Origin of the sequence: Pseudomonas mercuritolerans, from assembly GCF_025706525.1 — a bacterium.
GTDB lineage: Bacteria > Pseudomonadota > Gammaproteobacteria > Pseudomonadales > Pseudomonadaceae > Aquipseudomonas > Aquipseudomonas mercuritolerans.
In genome coordinates, this window is sequence record NZ_JAMSHA010000005.1 from 546,156 (window position 1) to 568,869 (window position 22,714).

Genomic DNA, 22,714 nt, shown 5'->3' on the forward strand with positions numbered 1-22,714 from the left:
ATGCCTGTGACTACGCATAACTTGAACACTCCGCCGACCCTGTGGGAGCGAGCCTGCTCGCGAAAGGGCCAGCGCGGTTTGTCTGAAGTACCGAGTCGACTGCTTCGCGAGCAGGCTCGCTCCCACATGGGATTGATGGTGTGCTCGCTGGCACTAGCAGTTTCTATGGCCGGTTGCGCCGGGCTGCCCGATCAGCGTCTGGCCAACGAAGCGCTCAAGCGTGGCGACACCGCCACCGCTGCGCAGAATTACCAGCAACTGGCCGATCTGGGCTACAGCGAGGCGCAAGTCGGCCTGGCTGATATCCAGGTCGACAGCCGCGACCCGGCGCAGATGAAACAGGCCGAGGCGACTTACCGTGCAGCGGCCAGCGTATCGCCGCGTGCCCAGGCACGTCTCGGTCGTCTGCTGGTGGCCAAGCCGGGCTCCACCGAAGCCGAGCACCACGAAGCCGAAACCCTGCTGAAAAAAGCCGCCGCCAATGGCGAAGGCAACACGTTGATCCCGCTGGCGATGCTGTATCTGCAATACCCGCACAGCTTCCCCAACATCAACGCGCAGCAGCAGATCGATCAGTGGCGCAAGTCGGGCTACCCGGAAGCGGGTCTGGCGCAGGTGCTGCTGTATCGCACCCAAGGCACCTACGACCAGCATCTGGATGACGTGGAAAAAATCTGCAAGGCCGCGCTCAACACCACCGACATCTGCTACGTCGAACTCGCCACCGTTTACCAGAAACGTGGCCAGCCGGAGCAACAGGCCGAGCTGATCAAGCAGATGCAGGCCGGTTACAGCCGTGGCACCGTCACCGCGCAGCGTGTCGACTCCGTAGCCCGCGTGCTGGCCGATTCGACCCTGGGCAAGACCGACGAAAAAACCGCGCAGGCGCTGCTCGAGCCGATCGCTCCGGGCTACCCGGCGTCGTGGGTCACCCTCGCGCAATTGCTTTACGACTTCCCCGAACTGGGCGACGTCGACCAGATGATGAAGTACCTGGACAACGGCCGCGCCGCCGACCAGCCGCGCGCCGAACTGCTGCTGGGCAAGGTCTACTACGAAGGCAAAATGGTCCCGGCTGACGCGAAAGTCGCCGAGGAACATTTCCAGAAAGCCGTCGGCCGCGAAGTCGCTGCCGATTACTACCTCGGCCAGATCTACCGTCGTGGCTACCTGGGCAAGGTCTATCCGCAGAAGGCTCTCGACCACCTGCTGACCGCTGCGCGCAACGGCCAGAACAGTGCCGACTTCGCCATCGCCCAGTTGTTCTCGCAAGGCAAGGGCACCAAGCCCGACCCGCTGAACGCCTACGTGTTCAGCCAACTGGCCAAGGCGCAGAACACCCCGCAAGCCGATGAACTGGCAGCGACCCTCGAGGCGCAATTGCCGCCCGAGCGCCTGCCCGAAGCCCGCCGCCTGTTGCAACAGGAACAGGCCAGCCGCGGCGCCCTGAACTCGAACACGCTGCAACTGCACGCCCTGCAAGAAGAAGACGGCGAGGAAAAACTATGAAGCTGAACCCATTCGTGAAGGCCGGTATTGGCCTCACCTTCGCGCTGCTCTGGTCTTGCCCGACACTGGCTGCGATGACTGAAAGCAAGAACTTCGGTCTGGAAGTGAAACTCACCGGCCAGTCCGAAGACGACCGTGACCTGGGCACTGCCGGCGGCGGCGACGTCAACGGCGTGGGCCTCGACCTGCGTCCATGGATCTACGGCGAAAGCGGCGCGTGGAGCGCTTATGCGATGGGTCAGGCCGTGACCTCGACCGACATCATCGAGACCGACACCCTGCAGCAGTCCGACGGCGCACAGACCACCGACAGCGGCGATCGCGAAACCAAGAAAAACTACTTGGCGATGCGCGAGTTCTGGGTCGGTTACAGCGGCTTCACGCCCTACCCTGGCGAGATTCTCAAGTTCGGTCGTCAGCGTCTGCGCAATGACGACGGCCAATGGCGCGACACCAACATCGAAGCGCTTAACTGGACCTTCGATACCACACTGCTGCGCGCCAATGCCGGTGTCGCCGAGCGTTTCAGCGAATACCGCACCGACTTGAAAGAGCTGGCACCGAAAGACAAGGATCGCCTGCACGCCTACGCCGACGCTGCTTACCAGTGGACGCCGGGGCAGTGGGTCGGCATTCGCGGTCACCACACCCACGATGACGGCAAACTCGATTACGCCGAGCCGGGCGTCCCGCGCGATTCGCTGGACAAGACCGAGAACGGCGACATCAGCTGGATCGGCCTGACTGCCGACAGCGACGCCTACAACTGGCGCAACACCAACACCGTCAACTACTGGGGCAGCATCACCGGCATGAGCGGCGACCGCGACACGGTCAATGCGCTGAACGCCGACGGCACGCGCCCCACACAAGCCAAGCGCAGCGATGACATCAGCGGCTGGGCAGCCGATGTCGGCGTGCGTCTGCGCCTCGATCCGCAGTGGCAAGTCGGCGGTGCCTACGCCCGCGCCAGTGCCGATTACGAGCAGAACGGTCTGGAGAGCAACCGCTCCAACTACACCGGTACCCGCTCGCGCGTGCACCGTTTCGGCGAAGCGTTCCGTGGCGAAATGAACAACATGCAAACCGCCACCCTGTTCGGTTCGTGGATGGTCAACGACGAGTACGACGCCAGCCTGATCTACCACAAGTTCTGGCGTGTCGACGGCAACAAGCCGGTCGGCAGCAACGGCATCAACGCGGTGGAAAACAACACCGACGACGTCACCGGCGCGATCCTCTCCAGCACATCCTTGCCGCTTGAAGATGGCAACAAGGACCTGGGTCAGGAAATGGACCTGGTCGTCACCAAGTACTTCAAGCAAGGCCTGTTGCCGGCGGCGTTGAGCCAGTCGATCGACGAGCCTTCGGCACTGGTGCGTTTCCGTGGCGGTGTGTTCAAACCGGGCGATGCCTACGGCAGCCAGGTTGATTCCTACATGCACCGCGCATTCATTGACGTGATCTGGCGCTTCTGATGCAAACCGCCAAGGGAGTGCCCGACATGATCAGCACCAGAACAGGCTCACTCAGCCTGCTGGCCGGCGCGATGCTGCTGGCCAGCGCCAGCGCCTTCGCCAATGTTGAACCGGCCAAACCTGCGACCGTGGCCAAGGAACTGCAACAGGCCAAGACCTATACCGTCAGCAGCGCGCCGACCGACGCGCTGAAACTGGCCAAGCCGACACTGCCCGACCTGTCCGGCTTCACCGCCGAAGCCGCTGCCGCGAAGGTCGTACGCAGCAAGCCGGGCAAGATCAGCGTGCGCCGGATGATGCAGGAAAACGCCCTGAAGGACTTCATCGGCGGAGATAACAAGATGGCCGAATGGGTGGTGCGTCAGCACGGCATCCCGCAGGCGATCTTCATCGACGACGGCTACATGAACCTCAAGGACCTGGCGAAAAAACTGCCCAAGCAGTATTTCAGCGAGACGTCCCCGGGCGTGTATCTGGCCAAATTGCCGATCGTGGTCGGCGAGAAAGGCATCCTCGAAATCGACGGTCAGACCCAGGAACTGCGCCTGTCCCAAGAGGCCGGTTCGTTCCTGGTCAACGACGGCAAACTGTTCGTGCGTGACACCAAAGTCACCGGCTGGCGCGAGAAGGACAACGGCCCGGCGACATTCCGTTCGCCGAAGGAATTCCGTCCGTTCCTGCTCGCCTGGGGCGGCACCGAGACCTACATCGTCAACAGCAAGATGGCCAGTTTCGGTTACGCCAACAGTAAGTCGTACGGGGTGAGTATTTCCCAGTACACGCCGAACATGGCCAAAGTCCTCAAGCGCCCGGAACCGACCGGCTGGATCGTCGGCTCCGAGTTCTCGGACATGTGGTACGGCTTCTACTGCTACGAAACCAGCGACTTTGTGGTCAAGGGCAACACCTACAAAGACAACATTGTCTACGGCATCGACCCGCATGACCGCTCGCACCGTCTGATCATTGCCGAGAACACCGTTCACGGCACGAAGAAGAAGCACGGGATCATTATTTCCCGTGAGGTCAACGACAGCTTCATCTTCAACAACAAGAGTTTCGACAACAAGTTGTCGGGCCTGGTGATCGACCGTAACAGCGTCAACAACATCATTGCCTACAACGAGATCTACAAGAACCACACCGACGGCATCACGCTCTACGAGTCCGCCGACAACCTGCTGTGGGGCAACAAGGTCATCAGCAATACCCGTCACGGCATTCGTATTCGTAACAGCGTGAACATCCGCCTCTACGAAAACGTTGCCATGACCAACGGCCTGACCGGTATCTACGGCCACATCAAGGACCTGACCGACACCGACCGTGACATCAAGCTCGACCCGTTCGACGCGCAGGTCTCGCTGATCGTGGTCGGCGGCGAGCTGGCAGCCAATGGCAGCGGCCCGCTGTCGATCGACTCGCCGCTGAGTGTCGAGCTGTATCGCGTGTCGATGCTGGCGCCGACCAAGTCCAGCGGCATCAGCTTCAACGGCATCCTCGGCGAGCGCCAGGATGAAATTCTCGACCTGCTGGTGCGCCAGCAGAAAGCCGTGCTGATCGACCCTGTCGAACGCCAGACCGAAATGCAGGACTGAGGATAATTTTTATGCACCCACACATGATCAAACTGCTCAGCCTCTCGGCCCTGACCCTCGGCATTCTCGCTGCCGGCAACGCCCGCGCCGACGCTGACGGCGCAAGCGTCACGCCACCGAAGTTCACCGCCGAGCCGTGCTGCAACCTGTGCCCGGCTGCCCATGACGCGAAGAACTACACCACGCGTTATCAGCAGAACTTCACCACCCTGGTACAGGCCCAGGGCGACTGGCTGTTCCGTACCCAGGAAGACCTGCGCACCGAGTTCAACACCACGCCGGCCGGCTACAAGCGCCTGCAACAGTTGCACGACGCGTTCAAGAGCAAAGGCGTCGAGCTGGTGATCGTCTACCAGCCGACCCGTGGCCTGGTGAACCGCAACAAGCTCAACCCGCAGGAAAAAGCCGCGTTCGATTACGAGAAAGCGCTGGGCAACTACAAGACCATGCTCGGCCGTTTCGCCAAGATGGGCTACGTGGTGCCGGACCTGTCGCCACTGACCAACGAATCGCTGCCGGACACCCTGCCCGCCCACGATTTCTACTTCCGTGGCGACCAGCACTGGACACCTTACGGTGCTCAGCGCACGGCAAAAATCGTCGCCGAAAAGGTCAAGCAGATCCCGGCCTTCGCCGACATTCCCAAGCGTGAATTCGAGACCAAGCGCTCCGGACGCATGGGCAAGACCGGCACCCTGCACAACATGGCCGGGCAACTGTGCGGCACCAGCTACGCGATCCAGTACATGGACCAGTTCACCACCGAGCCGAAAGGCGAGGCAGGCGACGGCGACCTGTTCGGCGATTCCGGCAATCCGCAGATCACCCTGGTCGGTACGTCGCACAGCGGCAAGAACTACAACTTCGCCGGTTTCCTCGAAGAAGCCATCGGCGCCGATATCCTCAACGTGGCCTTCCCCGGCGGCGGTTTCGAAGGTTCGATGCTGCAGTACCTGGGCAGCGAAGAATTCCAGAAGACCCCGCCGAAGATTCTCATCTGGGAATTCTCGCCGCTGTATCGCCTCGACCAGGAAACCATCTATCGCCAGATGATGGCGCTGCTCGATAACGGTTGCGAAGGCAAAGACGCACAGATGTCCGCCAGTGCCACGCTGAAGCCGGGCAGCAAGCAAGAACTGCTGGTCAACAGCAAGAACCTGAACCTGCAGAACGCCAACCATCAGGTCGACATCCGCTTCGCCGACACCTCGGTGAAAACCCTGCAAGCCACCCTCTGGTACATGAACGGTCGCCACGAGGACATCAAGATCGAGAAACCGGAAACCTCCGACACCGACGGTCGTTTCGCCTTTGAGCTGCGCACGGACGAAGACTGGGCCTCGCAAAATCTGCTGGCAGTCGAAGTCCAGGGTCCTGAAGCCGGACCTGACGCCGCGCCACAAAAAGTCGAAGCGAAAATCTGCAAACGCAACGTATTCCCGGGCGTCGGTCAACAGACCGCGCAGCTCGGGCAATGAGGTCTGCTATGCGAAATTCGAAACTGAAAAATCTGTTGGCACCGACCCTCCTGAGCCTGGCGATGTTCGCCGGGGCAACTCAGGCTGCCGCGCCATTGCGTCCACCGCAGGGCTACTTCGCCCCGGTGGATAAATTCAAGACCGGCGACAAGAGCGAAGGCTGCGACGCGATGCCGGCGCCGTACACCGGTCCGCTGCAATTTCGCAGCAAGTACGAAGGTTCGGACAAGGCCCGCGCGACGCTGAACGTGCAGTCGGAAAAAGCCTTTCGCGATACCACCAAAGACATCACCACGCTGGAGCGCGGCACCGCCAAGCGCGTCATGCAGTTCATGCGCGACGGTCGCCCGGAGCAGCTCGAATGCACGCTCAACTGGCTGACCGCGTGGGCCAAGGCTGACGCGTTGATGTCCAAAGACTTCAACCACACCGGCAAGTCGATGCGCAAATGGGCACTGGGCAGCATGGCGTCTTCGTACATTCGCCTGAAGTTCTCCGACTCGCATCCGCTGGCCCAGCACCAGCAGGAAGCGCAGTTGATCGAAGCCTGGTTCAGCAAAATGGCCGATCAGGTGGTCAGCGACTGGGACAACCTGCCGCTGGAAAAAACCAACAACCACTCGTACTGGGCCGCCTGGTCGGTGATGGCCACCGCTGTCGCCACCAACCGCCGCGACCTGTTCGACTGGGCGGTGAAGGAATACAAGGTCGGCGTCAATCAAGTCGATGCCGACGGCTTCCTGCCCAACGAACTCAAGCGCCAGCAACGCGCCCTCGCCTATCACAACTACGCCCTGCCGCCGCTGGCGATGATCGCCAGTTTCGCCCAGGTCAACGGTGTCGATCTGCGTCAGGAAAACAACGGCGCGCTCAAGCGTCTGGGTGACCGCGTGTTGGCCGGCGTCAAGGACCCTGACGAGTTCGAGGAAAAGAACGGCAAAAAGCAGGACATGACCGACCTGAAAGAGGACATGAAATTCGCCTGGCTCGAACCGTTCTGCACGCTCTACACCTGTGCGCCGGATGTGATCGAGAAGAAGCGCGACATGCAACCGTTCAAGACTTTCCGTCTTGGCGGCGACCTGACCAAGGTCTACGACCCGTCGCATGAAAAGGGCTAAAAGCCCCTCACCCTAACCCTCTCCCGGAGGGAGAGGGGACTGACCGAGGTGGCTGTGCGAGTTACGCCGAAATGAAATACCGAGTCGATCTCCATTTTTGAAAACCATGGAGATCAGGCTCCCTCTCCCTCGGGGAGAGGGCGGGGGGTGAGGGGCGCGGTCTGAAGGCCAGCTCCGACCTCAAGCGAACACTGTGTCACCCCTCCACTATCACGGGGGGTTTGGGGGGGCTTTGGCCCTTGACTGTTGGTTCAAACATGGAGAGATCGGGATGGTATTTTCATCCAACGTGTTCCTGTTTCTGTTCTTGCCGATCTTTCTCGGCTTGTACTACCTGAGCGGGCAACGCTATCGCAACCTGCTGCTGCTGATCGCCAGCTACGTGTTCTACGCCTGGTGGCGGGTGGACTTCCTCGCGCTGTTCGCAGCGGTCACGCTGTGGAACTACTGGATCGGCCTCAAGGTCGGTGCTGCCGGCGTGCGAACCAAACCGGCGCAGCGCTGGCTGCTGCTCGGCGTGGCCGTCGACCTGTGCATCCTCGGCTACTTCAAGTACGCCAACTTCGGTGTCGACAGCATCAACGAGATCATGACTTCGTTCGGTCTCGAGCCGTTCATCCTCACCCACGTGCTGCTGCCGATCGGTATTTCGTTCTACATCTTCGAATCGATCAGCTACATCATCGACGTGTACCGTGGCGACACGCCGGCGACGCGCAACCTGATCGACTTCGCAGCATTCGTGGCGATCTTCCCGCACCTGATTGCCGGCCCGGTCCTGCGCTTCCGCGACCTCGCCGACCAGTTCAACAATCGCACGCACACCCTCGACAAGTTCTCCGAGGGCTGCACACGGTTCATGCAGGGTTTCATCAAGAAGGTCTTCATCGCCGACACCCTCGCCGTGGTCGCCGACCATTGCTTCGCCCTGCAGAACCCGACCACGGGTGACGCCTGGCTCGGCGCACTGGCGTACACCGCACAGCTGTATTTCGACTTCTCCGGTTACAGCGACATGGCCATCGGCCTGGGCTTGATGATGGGTTTCCGCTTCATGGAAAACTTCAAGCAGCCGTATATCAGCCAGTCGATCACCGAGTTCTGGCGCCGCTGGCACATCAGCCTCTCCACCTGGCTGCGTGACTACCTGTACATCACTCTCGGCGGTAATCGTAAAGGCACGCTGATGACCTATCGCAACCTGTTCCTGACCATGCTGCTCGGTGGTCTGTGGCACGGCGCGAACATCACTTACATCATCTGGGGCGCCTGGCACGGCATGTGGCTGGCGATCGAAAAAATGCTCGGCCTGAACACATCGCCACGCAGCCTCAACCCGATCCGTTGGGCACTGACCTTCCTGCTGGTAGTGATGGGCTGGGTGATCTTCCGTGCCGAGAACCTGCACGTTGCCGGGCGCATGTACGGCGCGATGTTCAGCTTCGGCGACTGGTCGCTGTCGGAACTCAATCAGGCCAGCCTCACCGGTCTGCAAGTGGCGACTCTGGTGGTGGCTTACGTGACCCTGGCGTTCTTCGGCCTGCGTGATCTGTACACCAATCAGCCGCCAGCCAAGACCAAACCGGAAGTCAACGTCGAGGCCGATGGCCCTGCCACGGCGACGCCGGGAATGATCAAGGCAGCGCCTGGGGAAAATCCGGCGAGCATCCACGAACCTGGCTACACCGTCGGCGTCGAAGCCCAGGTGCAACCGGCCTACTGGACCGCTGACTGGTCGCGCTACGTGATGCGCGGGCTGATCCTGCTGCTGTTCATCGCCTCGATTCTCAAACTCTCGGCGCAAAGCTTCTCGCCGTTCCTTTACTTCCAGTTCTGAGGGATCTGACATGACCCGCTCATTACGCATCTTCTACATCGCCCTGTTCCTGGTGACGCTGTTGGTCCTCGGTCTGTGGTCGATTCGCAGCTTCTTCGGCTTCAGCACCAACGCCGACGCGACGGTGCTCAATGGCCGCTGGACCAAGGCGGTGGAAACCCACTACGACGATGAATTCCCGATCAAGCGTCTGGGCACCAACCTCTGGGCCGCGCTGGATTTCAAACTGTTCAACGAAGGTCGTCCGGGCGTCGTGCTCGGCCGCGACCAGTGGTTGTACAGCGATGAAGAATTCAACCCGATCGTCAACGAACAGCAGAACCTGCAAGGCAACTACGCGCTGGTCGAAGGCGTGCGCCAGACCCTGAAAGAGAAAGGCGTGAAACTGGTGATGGCGATCGTCCCGGCCAAGGTGCGTCTGTATCCGGAGCATCTGGATGAAGTGAAGCCTTCGAGCATTCACCAGAACCTGTATCAGGATTTCCACGCCCGTGTCGCGGCCGACAAGATCCTCGCCCCTGACCTGCTCGGCCCGCTGCAACAGGCCAAGCAGAACGGTCAGCAAGTGTTCCTGCGCACCGACACCCACTGGACGCCGGAAGGCGCCGAGATCGCCGCCAACACGCTGGCGAAAACCATTGCCGAGAAATTCCCGCTGAGCGGCGAGCCACAGCGCTTCGTCACCACGCCAGCAGAGAAGATCACGCACAAGGGCGATCTGCGTCTGTTCCTGCCGCTCGATCCGCTGTTCGAAAACATGATGCCGGCGCCTGAGCCACTGCTCAAACGCAACACCGTTGCCGCCGAGCAGCCTGCCGGTGACGACGCCCTGTTCGCCAACAGCGAAGTACCGGTCGCGCTGATCGGCACCAGCTACAGCGCCAACCCCAACTGGAACTTCGTCGGTGCGCTCAAACAAGCGCTGCACAGCGACGTCGTCAACTACGCCGAAGACGGCCATGGCCCGATTCTGCCGATGCTCAGCTACCTGAAAAGCGATGACTTCAAGAACAGCCCGCCACAAGTGCTGATCTGGGAGTTTCCTGAACGATATCTGCCTGTGAACAACGAAATCGGCGACGCCGACCCGCAGTGGGTCGCAGAGCTCAAACAAGCCGGCGCCCGCCAACAAAACGTAGCCATCAACACTAAATCCGAGACGCCCGATCGGGCGCAAAACTGAAAGAGAGGTACACCATGACTTTCACTACAACTCCTCGTCGTCTCGCTAAAAGCTTCGCACTGGTTGCTGGCCTCAGCGTACTTTCCGTCCCAGCCTTCGCCGGTGGCGACGCCGCCCTGTACGGCCCGACCGCACCGAAAGGTTCGACCTTCGTGCGTGTCTACAACGCCAGCAACGCTGAAGTCAGCGCGACTGTCGGCAGCACCAACCTGAGCGACATCGCGCCACTGGCCAGCAGCGACTTCAGCTTCATGCCGGGCGGCGACTACAGCGCCAAAGTCGGCAGCCAGACCCTGCCGGTGAAACTCGCCGGTGACCACTACTACACCCTGGTCAACAACGCTTCCGGCGCGCCACAACTGATCGAAGAACCGCCGTTCAAGAACAAGCAGAAATCCCTGGTACGCGTACAGAACCTCAGCGACAAATCGCTGACCCTGAAAACCGCCGACGGCAAGACCGACGTGGTGCCGAACGTCGCTGCCAAGGGCCGTGGCGAACGTGAAATCAACCCGGTGAAAGTCAGCCTGGCGCTGTACGAAGGCGACAAAAAAGTCGGCGACGTAAAACCGGTTGCCCTGGAGCGTGGTGAGGCAGCCGTGCTGTACGTCACCGGCAACGGCAGCAACCTGTCGCCAGTCTGGGTGAAACGCCCGGTGTCGACTCGCTAATCGCTCGAGCTATCAGCTACTAGCTTCAAGCTGCAAGTGAAGTGCTTCTAACTCAACACTTGCAGCTTGCAGCTCTCAACTGCATTTTATGGAGTAAACACTATGATTCCGGTGATCTTGTCAGGTGGTAGCGGTTCGCGTCTGTGGCCTCTTTCGCGCAAGCAATTCCCCAAGCAATTCCTCGCCCTGACCGGCGAACACACACTGTTCCAGCAAACCCTCGAGCGCCTGGTGTTCGAAGGCATGGACACGCCGATCGTGGTCTGCAACAAGGAACACCGTTTCATCGTCAACGAGCAACTGGCCGCGCGCAATCTGGAATGCCAGCGCATCCTGATGGAACCGTTCGGCCGCAACACTTCGCCGGCCGTGGCGCTGACCGCGATGATGCTGGTCAATGAAGGCCGTGACGAACTGATGCTGGTGCTGCCGGCCGACCACGTGCTGGAAGACCAGAAAGCCCTGCAACGTGCGCTGGCGCTGGCCACCGTCGCTGCCGAGAACGGCGAAATGGTCCTGTTCGGTGTGCCGGCGACCAAACCGGAAACCGGTTATGGCTACATCAAATCCACTGCTGATTCGCTGCTGCCGGAAGGCGTCAGCCGCGTCTCGCACTTCGTGGAAAAACCGGATGTGAAGCGCGCCACCGAGTACGTCGAATCCGGCGGTTACTACTGGAACAGCGGCATGTTCCTGTTCCGCGCCAGCCGCTTCCTCGAAGAACTGAAAAAGCACGATCCGGACATCTACGACACCTGCCTGCTGACCCTTGAGCGCAGCCAGCAGGACGCCGACACCATCACCTTCGACGAAGCCACCTTTGCCTGCTGCCCGGACAACTCCATCGACTATTCGGTGATGGAAAAAACCCAGCGCGCCTGCGTGGTGCCGCTGACCGCCGGCTGGAGCGATGTCGGCTGCTGGTCGTCGCTGTGGGAAGTCAACGAGAAAGACGCCAACGGCAACGTCAGCAAAGGCGATGTGGTCATCCAGGACAGCAAGAACTGCATGATCCACGGCAACGGCAAACTGGTTTCGGTGATCGGCCTGGAAAACATCGTCGTGGTCGAAACCAAGGACGCGATGATGATTGCCCACAAGGACAAGGTCCAGGGCGTCAAGCAGATGGTCAACACCCTCAACGCCCAAGGCCGCAGCGAAACCCAGAACCACTGCGAAGTCTATCGTCCGTGGGGCTCGTACGACTCGGTGGACATGGGCGGGCGTTTCCAGGTCAAGCACATCTCGGTCAAGCCGGGCGCGTGCCTGTCACTGCAGATGCACCATCACCGCGCCGAACACTGGATCGTGGTCAGCGGCACCGCCGAAGTGACCTGCGACGAGAACGTGTTCCTGCTCACCGAAAACCAGTCGACCTACATCCCGATCGCCTCGGTGCATCGCCTGCGCAACCCGGGCAAGATCCCTCTGGAAATCATCGAAGTGCAGTCGGGTTCGTACCTGGGTGAAGACGATATCGAGCGTTTCGAAGATATCTACGGCCGTTCCACCCCGATCGAGCGCGGCGTGTCGGTGAAAACCATCGCCCAGTAATCGCTTGCTCAAACAAGAAGCCCTCGTCCAGCCCGTTGCGTTCCCTATCCGCAGCGGGCTGGGCGGGGGCTTTTTTTTGTGCTGATTCAGCGTCGCCAGAAATGGCCTCTTCGCGAGCAGGCTCGCTCCCACAGGGGAATGCGTTTCAAGTGTGGGAGCGAGCCTGCTCGCGAAGACGCCGGTCTGACGGCTCAAGTCCCGATGCCCATCGCCAACCTCACCTACGCTTAGGTAGGATGCCTCTCTGTCTCTGCGAGGTTATCCGACATGTTCATCGGCATCCTGCTGGTCATCACCTGGCTGATCCTGCTGCTGCGCTACCCGGCCAAGGCCTTGCCGGTGTCGGTGGCCGCTGCCATCGGCCTCGGCTTCGTAGCGATGTGGGTGGTGTGGCTGGACAACCGCGAGGTCAAACAGCTGGCGCGCCTGGAATTGCGCATCGCTTATGCTCCCGAACAATGCCCGGCCGACCGTCCGCTGCAATTGAAAATGAACAACGGCAACGATGTGCCGCTGACCGAGCTGCGCTGGCGCATCGCTGCCTATGCGCCGGGCGATACGGTCAATCTGGCCGACAATCAATACACCGCCCCACGCTATCGCGGCCCCGGCGAACTGCAGGCCGGCGCGACCTGGGAAGACTGCCTGCCGCTGCCGCCACTGCGCCCCGGCTATCGCCCGTAAACCCTGGAGTTTCGCGCCGAGCATTTGCAGGGTAGTTTCTCTGACTGATCCCCTCCCCCGACTTTTTTGCACAAGGAATGCGCCATGCCCGTTGCGTTGATTACCGGTTGTTCCAGCGGCATCGGCCGCGCCCTCGCCGATGCGTTCAAAGCAGCCGGCTACGAAGTCTGGGCCAGTGCGCGCAAGGCTGAAGATGTCAGCGCGCTCAGCGCTGCCGGTTTCACCGCGATTCAGCTGGACGTCAACGATGGCGCCGCGCTGGAACAACTCGCCGAGCGCCTGAACCAGCAACATGGCGGCCTCGATGTGTTGATCAACAACGCCGGTTACGGCGCGATGGGGCCGCTGCTCGACGGCGGTGTCGCGGCCATGCAGCGCCAGTTCGAAACCAATGTGTTTTCGATTGTCGGTGTCACCCGCGCGCTGTTCCCGGTACTGCGCCGGGCCAAGGGGCTGGTGGTGAATATCGGCAGTGTTTCCGGCGTGCTGGTCACACCATTTGCCGGCGCCTACTGCGCTTCGAAAGCGGCGGTGCATGCGCTGAGTGATGCGCTGCGCATGGAACTGGCGCCGTTCGGCATACGCGTGATGGAAGTTCAGCCCGGCGCCATCGAATCGAGCTTCGCGAAGAATGCCGGGCACGAAGCGGAACAGTTGATCAATGAGCAATCGCCGTGGTTTCCCCTGCGTGAAGGCATTCGCGCACGGGCCAAGGCATCGCAGGACAAGCCGACACCGGCCAATGAGTTTGCCGCCGAGTTGCTCAAGGCTGTGCAGCAGAGCAAACCGCCACGCTTGCTCCGCATCGGCAATGGCAGCCGCGCGTTGCCGTTGTTGGCGACGTTGTTGCCCAAGGGTTTGCTGGAATCGACGTTGATGAAGCGCTTCGGGTTGCGTGGAAATCTTTGATTACAACCGATCAAATTGCCAAGCGGATCAGTACACGTAGAATGCGCGTCACTTGAAGCCTCCAATGCTTGAAGTAATCCCAATAGCGCAAGGAGTCGCTCGGGCAAGCATCGAAGCAAGGGAATTGCTGATCCTCTCCTCTCGCGACTGTTCCCGCCCGGAACAGTCGCTGCTTTGTTGACCTGCCTGACACGAGCCCTGCATACACGCTTCAACTCAGATCAGGAAACAGCTTTTGAAACTCCTCCACGTATTGCCACTGGCACTGCTCACCTTGCTAACTGGCTGCGCAATCAAAGAACCTTCCCTCAATGACACACTGCCCAAACTGACCCTGCAAAACGTGCTACCGGTCGTTGCCGCCAACGAGCACTGCAATGCGCAGATGGACAGCGACATTCTGTACGGCGTGGGCTACCAGCTATACGAAAACGGCGAGTACAAGGATGCCAAAACCTGCATGGTCATGGCCGCCCCAAAGCACACTCGCGCGTTCTGCTACCTGTCGATGACTACCCGTTACGACAGCACCCTGAGCGCCGACCAACGTAACACTGAAGCCTTCAATTACATGGCTTATGCGGCGATGCAGAACGACTGGTGCGCTGAGTACGGTATGTACGAGAGCTACAAATTCGGCACAGTCGGGGCCAAGAAAGATGTGGCGCTCGCCACTCGTTGGCTCGAGCGCTCCTCGCTGCACGGATATGCCGAATCCCAGCAGATATTGATCGAGCAATATGAGGAGCAGGGCAATCTGAGCGCCGCCTACGCCTGGACCAGAATCATGGCCAATGCCGAAGACACCGCGGCTGGCGATGACCTGAAGGCCAAGATGAACGCCGCTCAGATCGCAGAAGGCGACAAGCTCTACAGCGAGCTCCTGACCCAGGTCACCAGCAAGAAAGCATTGATCGAAGAAGCGCGTGAAGAAGACGTCGGACGATACTCCGCCGATATCTATCAGAACTATCCGGATACCTTCAAAGGAATGTCGTCAGTCGAGCGTTACGACTATGTGAAGCAAACCATGCTGACGGCTATCAAACAGCCGTTCACCAAAAGCCGTGGCGACGTAATGAGCTACATCGTGATCAATCGCGCCGCTCAGCTGAAATTACCTCACGCGAACATCGCGAATGACAAGCGAATCGTCTCGCTGATGGAAGATCAAGAGCTGTCGGTCGACGAAACCATCGAATCCGGATTACGGGTGGTCAGCAAGTTCTACTGATACATACCCAGCTGTGGCGAGGGAGCTTGTTCCCGCCGGGCGGCGCGGCGGCCCGCAAAAGGTGAGCGCTGCGCACTCAAGCGGGAGCAAGCGCCCCTCGCCACACTACCCTTGTTGATACTCGCTATTTGATGTCGTCCTGCTTTACGACGACCGTGCAAGTAATCCCCGCCGCCAGCAAAACGCCCTCCGGCACTTCATCAATGTGAATCCTTACCGGCACCCGCTGGGCCAACCGCACCCAGTTGAACGTCGGGTTCACATCGGCGATCAGCTCGCGGCTCTCCGGGTTGTCGCGGTCGTAGATGCCGCGGGAAATGCTCTCGACATGGCCCTTGAGCACTTCGCCGCTCATAAGCTGCATATCGGCTTCGTCACCGACTTTCACATGCGGCAGTTTGGTTTCTTCGAAGAAGCCGTAAACCCAGAACGAGTTCATGTCGACCACGGCCATTTTCGCCTCGCCGATGCGCGCGTAGTCGCCGCGATGCACATTGAGGTTGGTCACGTAGCCGTCCACCGCCGCGCGCACTTCGGTGCGTTTGAGGTTGAGTTCGGCGGCTTCCAGTTGCGCCTGGGCGTGTTGGTAATCGGCCAGCGCGGCGTCGGCGATGTTGCTGGCGTCGTCGCGGTTTTCCTTGGAGATCACCAGATTGTCGAGGTCGGCGCGGCGGTGGGCGTTGACCTTGCGCATTTCCCAGGTCGACTTGCGCGAAGCCACCAGTGACTGCGCCTGCTTGACCGCGATGCGGTAGTGCTCGGGGTCGATGCGCATCAGCAGATCGCCCTTCTTCACCAATTGATTGTCGCGCACCGGCACTTCAACCACTTCCCCGGTGACGTCGGCGGCGACGTTGATGATGTCGGCGCGCACGCGGCCATCGCGGGTCCACGGCGTGTTCATGTAGTGCTCCCACAACGTGCGGCCGATCCACAGCGCCAGGGCCAGCACCAGCAGGGTCGCGAGCAGGCTGAAAAACTTTTTCATCAAGATGTTCTCAACGGTAGACAGTCAGCGCCATGGCGCCGAACAGACAGGTAAACAGGCTCAGACGCAGCAGCGCCGGGTGCCAGAAAAAACGGTACAGGTCGAACCCCGAGAGGAAGCGGTCCGCAGCCCAGGCCAATCCCGCAGCAATGAAAAACATCAGGGTCATGGTCGGCATGTACACGCCGTGGAAGGCAATTTCACGAGGCATGGGCGAGTCCTTCGGGCCTGGCGGGAGCGAATTGGGCGAGCGGTGATTGCGGGTCGAGCAGCGAGGTACGGATGAAGTGCAGGTAGCTTTTCACCCGCCGCAACGCCGAGGTATCGAAGTGCGGGGCAAACGGCTCATCGGTGGCGGCGACGCGGCTGATCGCATGATCGACCGCCACCAGTGCACGTTCGAGATTGCTGGCGTTCGGCTGCAGAAACAGGCGCACCAGCGCACGCCCCATCACCCGGATTGCCTGGCGCCACGGCTGCGATTCGGCATACGCCGGGTGCACCGGCAGGATCGCCTGTTCCTTGCGCAACTCGATGATCGCGTGGCCGACTTCCAGCACCACGAACATCCAGCGCAGCAGACTCTTCTGCACTTTCGGTTGCCCTGCCGCGAGGCCGTACGCCTGATGCAGCAGATCGCGGGTGCGGCTCTCGAAACTTGAGGCCAGGCCTTTGAGTCTGCCGCTGATCGCGTAGACCACTTGCCCGCGCAGATCCTGCTCCAGGCGCTGCCACAGCCAGCGACTGTTCGGCGGCAGAATAATCGCCCCCGCCGCCGCACACACGAGCATGCCCATGACCATGGCGATGTAGTCGTTGATGAAGGTGTAGGGGTTGTAAATCGTCAGGTTGTCCGGCACTGAACCGGTGCTGAAAAAGATCAACAACCCGAGGCCGACACCGGCGTATTGCGGTCGTGAAGCGAGGAACGAACCGAGCACGATCACCGGCGCGAGCATCACGCAGAGCAAGGGGAAACCGTCGATCAACGGGAAGATGAAAAACATCTCGACGAAGCCGATCAGTGCGCCGAGAAAAGTCCCGCAGGCCATTTGAAAGGCCATGCGCTTGGGGTTCGGTGTCGCGGCGGAAAGGCCGACGGTGGCGGCGGCGATCAGGGTCATGGTCGCCCCGCTCGGCCACGCGGTGGCGACCCAATAACTGCCCAACACAATCAGGATGAACGAGGCACGAATCCCCGACGCGGCCGCCGCCCACCAGTTGGTTTGCGGGGTGAACGGCTCGTCCCAGCGCTCGCGTTCGTGGCGGTGCTCAGCCAAAGACGCGTGGGTCTGCGCATAGCTGTGCAGGTCATCGACGAAGCGGTAGAGCAATTCGTAGGCGGTGTGGAAATCCAGTTGTTCGGCTTCGCTCGGAGCAGTGTCCTGAAAGATCCCGCGCAGGGTTCGGACACGTGCCGGCAGACCTTCCTTGTAGCTGGCCAACGCGGTCGCCAAACGGGCCGCATCGGGGCTGGTCAGGGCGCGACCGCTGAAGCTGTCGAGCACTTCGGCGAGGTCCTGCAAGCCCGGTTTGATCGCTGCCACGACGTGCTCTTCGCCATTGCCGCGCAGGCGTTCAAGCAACTGATGCAAGGCGTTGAAGCGCGTGGTGATGCCCATGAACTCGCTGTTCAAACGACTCAGACGACCGTTGCGCCGGCGCATGTGCGGGTCCTCGAACACGGTCACGCTGCGCAAGCCTTCCAGGCCGACGGCTTCGGCAATGAAGCGCACGTTGCTGGCTTCGAACGCCTCGGCTTTGCTGCGCCCGCGCAAGCCATCGGTGACGAAGAGCGCGAACACACCGAAGCGCTGATACAAAGCGTTGCGCATCGCCGCGCTGGCGGTCTGCGGCAGGATCGCCGCGCTGATCAGCGTCGAACAGAGAATCCCCAGCGAGATCTCCAGCACCCGCCACACCGCCGCCATAAAGGCGCCGTCCGGGTGCGCCAGCGCCGGCAGACCGACCATCGCTGCGGTGTAACCGGCGAGCACAAATCCATACGCGCGAAAATTGCGGCAACGCGCGGCACCGGCCGAGCAGATGCCGACCCAGATCGCCAGCGAGCCGAGAAACAGCTCCGTGTTCTGCGCAAACAAAGCGATCAGCGTGACCATCATCGCCGACCCGGCCAGCGTGCCGAGGAAGCGATAGAAACTCTTGGCGAAAACCTGGCCGCTCTGCGGTTGCATGACGATGAACACCGTGATCATCGCCGTGCGCGGTTGCGGCAATTCCAGACGCATCGCCAGCCACAAGGTGAGAAACGCGGCGAGCAACACCTTGAAGATATACACCCAGGTCACGCCGTCGCTGCGTGCCCAGTCGAAGAAACCGCGACGCCATTCCAGGGAGTGGAGCCAGCGCAGGGGGGCGGGCAAGGAGGTCATTAAATCCTGCTCAATGTTCGAGAACTGAAGAGTTTTCTGTGGTCACTGCAAAACCTGTGGTGAGGGGATTTATCCCCGTTGGGCTGCGAAGCGGCCCCAAAAACTACGACCCGATTCCCACAGTCACACCGCGTGCACTGGCTTTGCGACGGCTGCGCCGCCGAACGGGGATAAATCCCCTCGCCACAGGGTTTGGGGTCAACTCCAAAGGAGGAAATTCCCAGTAGAGATTTAGAGTTCACCGCAGCAGCGCCGGGGTTTTCGGGGCTTGGGTCTGCGCGGCTGTCGGCACGTCATCACCGGCACCAAGGCCGCCACCCAATGCCGTCACCAATTCGGCATGCGCACTCAATCGCGCCGCCTGCACCTGCTGCTGCACTTGCTGCTGTTTGAACAGCAATGTCTGCGCATTGAGCACGTTGAGGTAATCGGTGAGGCCGCGTTGGTAGGCGATCATCGCGATGTCGTAAGTCTTCTTTGCGGCAGCCACGGATTCGGCAGCGAACTCCTGCTGCTTGTCCATCGATTCGCGACGGATCAACTGGTCGGAAATGTTCTTCAGCGCGTTGATCAGGGTCTGGTTGTAATGCGCCACGGCGATGTCATAACCGGCCGCCGCTTCGCCCAATTCGCCACGCAGTCGACCGCCGTCGAAGATCGGCAACGAGATCGCCGGGCCGACGTTGTAGTTGAGTTTCTTGCCGGTCAGAAACTCCAGCGCGCCGCCGCCCGTGGCCATGTAGCCGAGGCTGCCGACCAGATCGACATTGGGGTAAAACCCGGCGTGAGCGACATCGATACCGCGCGCCTGCGCCGCCACTTGCCAGCGACTGGCGACCACGTCCGGACGCTGCCCGAGCAGTTCGGCGGGCAATGCCGAGGGCAACTTCAACGGCGCCGCGAGGGACAGCGTCGGCCGCTGCAGTTGCGCAGCTGCGCCCGGGCCTTTACCGGCCAGCGCGGCAATCTGGTTGCGGCTCAGGGCGATTTCCTCGTCCAGCGCATCGAGCTGGCGATGGGTTTCCGGCAACGGCGTTTCGGCCTGGCTGACTTCGAAGTGCGTGCCGATCCCGCCGCTCAGGCGTTTCTGCGCCAGATCGAGAATCTGCTGTTGCTGCTGGAGTGTCGCGGCAACGATGTCGCGCTGGGCGTAATGCAGCGACAACTCGATGTAGGCGCGGACGATATTGTTCTGCAATTCCAGCTGCGCCAGGCGCGCCTCGGCCACGCTCACATGGGCCAGGTCCACCGCCCGTTCGCTGGCATTACGCTCCCGCCCCCAGAGGTCGAGGGCGTAGCTGAAGCCGAGCGCTGCGTTGTTGTCCCATGTGGTGGTGTTGGCCAGATCGCCGGGGCCGTAGAACTGGTCGGTCGGCCAGTTGTGGCGCTTGAGGGTCGATTCGCCATTGATCTGCAACGCCTCGGCTGCTTCGGCAACACCGGCCATGGCCTTGGCCTGACGCACCCGCGCGGCGGCGATGGCCATGCTCGGGCTGCCCTGCACGGCGAGGTCGATCCAGCGATTGAGTTGCGGGTCGCCAAACGCTTGCCACCATTGCGCAGTGGGCCAATGGGCGTCCTTGGCTGCGTCGGCAATGGCTGCATCGGTGGCCAGTGAATCGGCCGCAAGCGTTTCGCCGTGAGGGGCAATGCCTTGGGTTGAGATGCAGCCGCCGAGAGCCAGGGTTAAAGCCAGAACACTGAGCGGCAAAAGCGCTCTGTTGATGCGACGCGGCACAGCTGCGAATTCCTGAGAAAGGGATCAATCGAGGGATTTGTGTAGGAGCTGCCGAAGGCTGCGATCTTTTGATGTTGTCTTTTAAAAGATCAAAAGATCAAAAGATCGCAGCCTTCGGCAGCTCCTACAGGGATTGGCGCAATTCTATGGAGCTGCCCTGACGGCGATAAGTCGGGTTTTCTGTGAATCTTTGTTACGGTTAACGAGATAATCCCTTGGTCGGGGGTCTCAGCCCCTGAAACTTCGTGTCACAATTTGCCATCTCCCTTGAGAGCACACCATGGACACTTTGCAAAACATGCGCGCCTTCAGTTGTGTTGCCGAAGCGGGCAGCTTCACCGCCGCCGCCGTGCAACTGGACACCACTACCGCCAACGTCTCGCGCGCGGTCTCCAATCTGGAAGCCCACCTGCAAACCCGCCTGCTCAATCGCACGACCCGGCGCATCGCCCTGACCGAGGCCGGCAAGCGCTACCTGCTGCGCTGCGAACAGATCCTCGCCTACGTCGAAGAAGCCGAAGCGGAAGCCAGCGACGCCCACGCGCGCCCGGCCGGCCAACTGAAAGTGCACACCATGACCGGCATCGGTCAGCACTTCGTCATCGACGCCATCGCCCGCTACCGCAAGACCCACCCCGACGTGACCTTCGACCTGACCCTGGCCAACCGCGTGCCGGACCTGCTCGACGAGGGCTACGACGTGTCCATCGTGCTCGCCAGCGAACTGCCCGACTCGGGCTTCGTTTCGCAACGCCTGGGCATCACCTACAGCATCGTCTGCGCCTCGCCGGCCTACGTAAAAGCCAACGGCGCCGCACAGAAACCCAGCGACCTGCTCAACCACGCCTGCCTGCGCCTGGTCAGCCCGGTGATCCCGCTGGAGAAATGGGCCTTCGACGGCCCGGACGGCCAGGAAACAGTCACCATCAACAGCTCGCCATTCCTGGTCAACTCCGCCGACGCCATGAAAACCGCCATCACCAGCGGCATGGGCGTCGGCGTGCTACCGGTCTACGCCGCCATCGAAGGCCTGCGCAACGGCACCCTGGTGCGCGTGATGCCCAACTACCGCTCGCAGGAACTCAACCTCTACGCCATCTACCCGTCGCGGCAGTACCTGGATGCGAAGATAAAAACGTGGGTCGAATATTTGCGCGGCTCGTTGCCGGAGATATTGGCGGCGCATCAGGCGGAACTGGTCGCGTATGAACTGACCGGGAGCCTGGCTGGCGTCCGCGTTGCGACCTGAGTTTTAAACACTCGCAGGTTTCGTGCAGGAGCTGACGAGTGCAACGAGGCTGCGATCTTTTGATCCTGCTGTTTAAAAATCAAAAGATCGCAGCCTACGGCAGCTCCTACGTTGGGGTGTTTACGGGGAAGTTTCCGACAGGTTTTGCAGGTTGTCCGTCGGACGTGCGCTGGCTAGGATCTGGCGGTTGCTGACGAATCAGCGACCGGGCTTGGTCGTCCGGGTTTAGAATGGCGCACATTTTCAAGCATGCTTAATGGCGAGCTGTGCGTGGGAGGGCCTCGGCCCTGCCGGGTTTCCATTCCCTGGTCGACCAACCCGCGTACGGTTCGCCACCCGATTGCTTGGTCGCAGTCAGTGGCGAACTCCACTTCCCGAATGGAGTTTCACCATGTTCAAACCCACACCCAATCCCCCCGAATCCGAAAGCACCTCTCCCTACCAATCCCCCGACTCAACGAAACTCCACGACGCCGCCGAGCGTGCGCTGGATCACTACCTCAAACCGGCCACCACCGCGCAGCAAAGCCACAAACCCAGCACCATGTTCCAGGTCGCCCCGGACCAGGACAACGAAAGCCTGCTGGCCCACGCCTGCGAATCCCTCGCCTCGGCGAGCATCATGAGCAGCGACATCGCCGCCCACGTCGACAGCCCACAGCGGCACACGATATTGGCCATCCAGCAGGTGATCATGCTGGCGGAACTGGCGGTGAATCGGGTGCTGGATAATTACGAAATCCATCAGCCCCCGTCACGCAGCTGACCTTCCGGGAGCGAGCCCGACCGCGAGGGCTTCGGCACATTCAACATTCAACATTCAAGGTGTCAGACAAACCGCTTTCGCGAGCAGGCTCGCTTCCACAGAAAGCAAAAGCAAGATCAAAAGATCGCAGCCTTCGGCAGCTCCTACAGTTTGAATCGAGTACATCAACGAGAAACAGGTCGGCTGTCAGGCCGCCCTCGCGAGCAGGCTCGCTCCCACAGAAAAGCAAAAGCAAGATCAAAAGATCGCAGCCTTCGGCAGCTCCTACAGTTTGAATCGAGTACATCAACGAGAAACAGGTCGGCTGTCAGGCCGCCTTTGCGA

Annotated in this window: 18 protein-coding genes; 14 read left to right on the forward strand and 4 right to left on the reverse strand. The window is 60.9% G+C overall.

Annotated elements, in window-relative coordinates; all coding sequences use genetic code 11:
- From algK to ND528_RS17385, 12 genes are all read left to right on the forward strand, one after another.
- On the forward strand, positions 1–1,509 hold the full coding sequence (gene algK / locus ND528_RS17330; protein WP_177327021.1) for an alginate biosynthesis TPR repeat lipoprotein AlgK: 1,509 nt from the start codon (positions 1–3) through the stop codon (positions 1,507–1,509).
- Entirely contained in the window at positions 1,506–2,987 is a 1,482-nt protein-coding gene (locus ND528_RS17335) for an alginate export family protein (RefSeq protein WP_110600255.1), read from the forward strand. The genes algK and ND528_RS17335 overlap by 4 nt, the downstream gene beginning before the upstream one ends.
- A gap of 26 nt (positions 2,988–3,013) precedes the next feature.
- Complete coding sequence (algG, locus tag ND528_RS17340) at positions 3,014–4,585, forward strand: mannuronan 5-epimerase AlgG (protein WP_263470784.1); 1,572 nt, start codon at positions 3,014–3,016, stop codon at positions 4,583–4,585.
- An 11-nt stretch (positions 4,586–4,596) separates the two neighbouring features.
- On the forward strand, positions 4,597–6,063 hold the full coding sequence (locus ND528_RS17345; RefSeq protein ID WP_122751910.1) for an alginate O-acetyltransferase: 1,467 nt from the start codon (positions 4,597–4,599) through the stop codon (positions 6,061–6,063).
- Positions 6,064–6,071: 8 nt separating this feature from the next.
- The gene (locus tag ND528_RS17350; protein ID WP_263470785.1) at positions 6,072–7,184 is read left to right on the forward strand and encodes a mannuronate-specific alginate lyase; all 1,113 of its coding nucleotides are present in this window, start codon (positions 6,072–6,074) and stop codon (positions 7,182–7,184) included.
- Positions 7,185–7,455: 271 nt separating this feature from the next.
- Positions 7,456–9,021 carry an MBOAT family O-acyltransferase gene (locus ND528_RS17355; protein ID WP_024011674.1) on the forward strand — a complete coding sequence of 522 codons (1,566 nt, stop codon included), beginning with the start codon at positions 7,456–7,458 and terminating at the stop codon, positions 9,019–9,021.
- A gap of 10 nt (positions 9,022–9,031) precedes the next feature.
- Entirely contained in the window at positions 9,032–10,204 is a 1,173-nt protein-coding gene (locus tag ND528_RS17360) for an alginate O-acetyltransferase (protein WP_137215451.1), read from the forward strand.
- A gap of 14 nt (positions 10,205–10,218) precedes the next feature.
- Positions 10,219–10,875, forward strand: coding sequence for an alginate O-acetyltransferase AlgF (locus tag ND528_RS17365; protein ID WP_137215452.1), 657 nt, complete (start codon positions 10,219–10,221; stop codon positions 10,873–10,875).
- Between the two features lie 102 nt (positions 10,876–10,977).
- Positions 10,978–12,429: a mannose-1-phosphate guanylyltransferase/mannose-6-phosphate isomerase gene (locus ND528_RS17370; protein ID WP_024011673.1), complete on the forward strand. Its 1,452-nt coding sequence runs from the start codon at positions 10,978–10,980 to the stop codon at positions 12,427–12,429.
- A gap of 267 nt (positions 12,430–12,696) precedes the next feature.
- Entirely contained in the window at positions 12,697–13,113 is a 417-nt protein-coding gene (locus ND528_RS17375; RefSeq protein WP_263470786.1) for a multidrug transporter, read from the forward strand.
- A gap of 84 nt (positions 13,114–13,197) precedes the next feature.
- A complete protein-coding gene (locus ND528_RS17380; protein ID WP_263470787.1) occupies positions 13,198–14,022 on the forward strand; it encodes an SDR family oxidoreductase in 825 nt (274 codons plus the stop codon).
- 235 nt (positions 14,023–14,257) lie between these two features.
- Entirely contained in the window at positions 14,258–15,256 is a 999-nt protein-coding gene (locus ND528_RS17385) for an SEL1-like repeat protein (protein WP_130910244.1), read from the forward strand.
- A gap of 124 nt (positions 15,257–15,380) precedes the next feature.
- On the opposite strand, the gene ND528_RS17390 is transcribed toward ND528_RS17385, so the two are convergent.
- The 4 genes from ND528_RS17390 to ND528_RS17405 form a co-directional block, all read right to left on the reverse strand.
- A complete protein-coding gene (locus ND528_RS17390) occupies positions 15,381–16,244 on the reverse strand; it encodes an efflux RND transporter periplasmic adaptor subunit (protein ID WP_130910243.1) in 864 nt (287 codons plus the stop codon).
- A 10-nt stretch (positions 16,245–16,254) separates the two neighbouring features.
- The gene (locus ND528_RS17395; protein ID WP_263470788.1) at positions 16,255–16,455 is read right to left on the reverse strand and encodes a DUF1656 domain-containing protein; all 201 of its coding nucleotides are present in this window, start codon (positions 16,453–16,455) and stop codon (positions 16,255–16,257) included.
- Positions 16,445–18,637 (reverse strand): FUSC family protein, encoded by a 2,193-nt coding sequence (locus tag ND528_RS17400; protein ID WP_130910242.1) that lies wholly within the window; start codon positions 18,635–18,637, stop codon positions 16,445–16,447. The genes ND528_RS17395 and ND528_RS17400 overlap by 11 nt, the downstream gene beginning before the upstream one ends.
- Positions 18,638–18,875: 238 nt before the next feature.
- Entirely contained in the window at positions 18,876–20,375 is a 1,500-nt protein-coding gene (locus tag ND528_RS17405) for an efflux transporter outer membrane subunit (RefSeq protein WP_263470789.1), read from the reverse strand.
- Positions 20,376–20,655: 280 nt separating this feature from the next.
- Here ND528_RS17405 and ND528_RS17410 point away from each other — a divergent pair, with 280 nt between their 5' ends.
- Positions 20,656–21,624: a LysR family transcriptional regulator gene (locus ND528_RS17410; protein ID WP_039759257.1), complete on the forward strand. Its 969-nt coding sequence runs from the start codon at positions 20,656–20,658 to the stop codon at positions 21,622–21,624.
- A gap of 391 nt (positions 21,625–22,015) precedes the next feature.
- The gene (locus ND528_RS17415; protein WP_071174441.1) at positions 22,016–22,390 is read left to right on the forward strand and encodes a DUF6124 family protein; all 375 of its coding nucleotides are present in this window, start codon (positions 22,016–22,018) and stop codon (positions 22,388–22,390) included.
- The last annotated feature ends 324 nt before the right edge of the window (positions 22,391–22,714 follow it).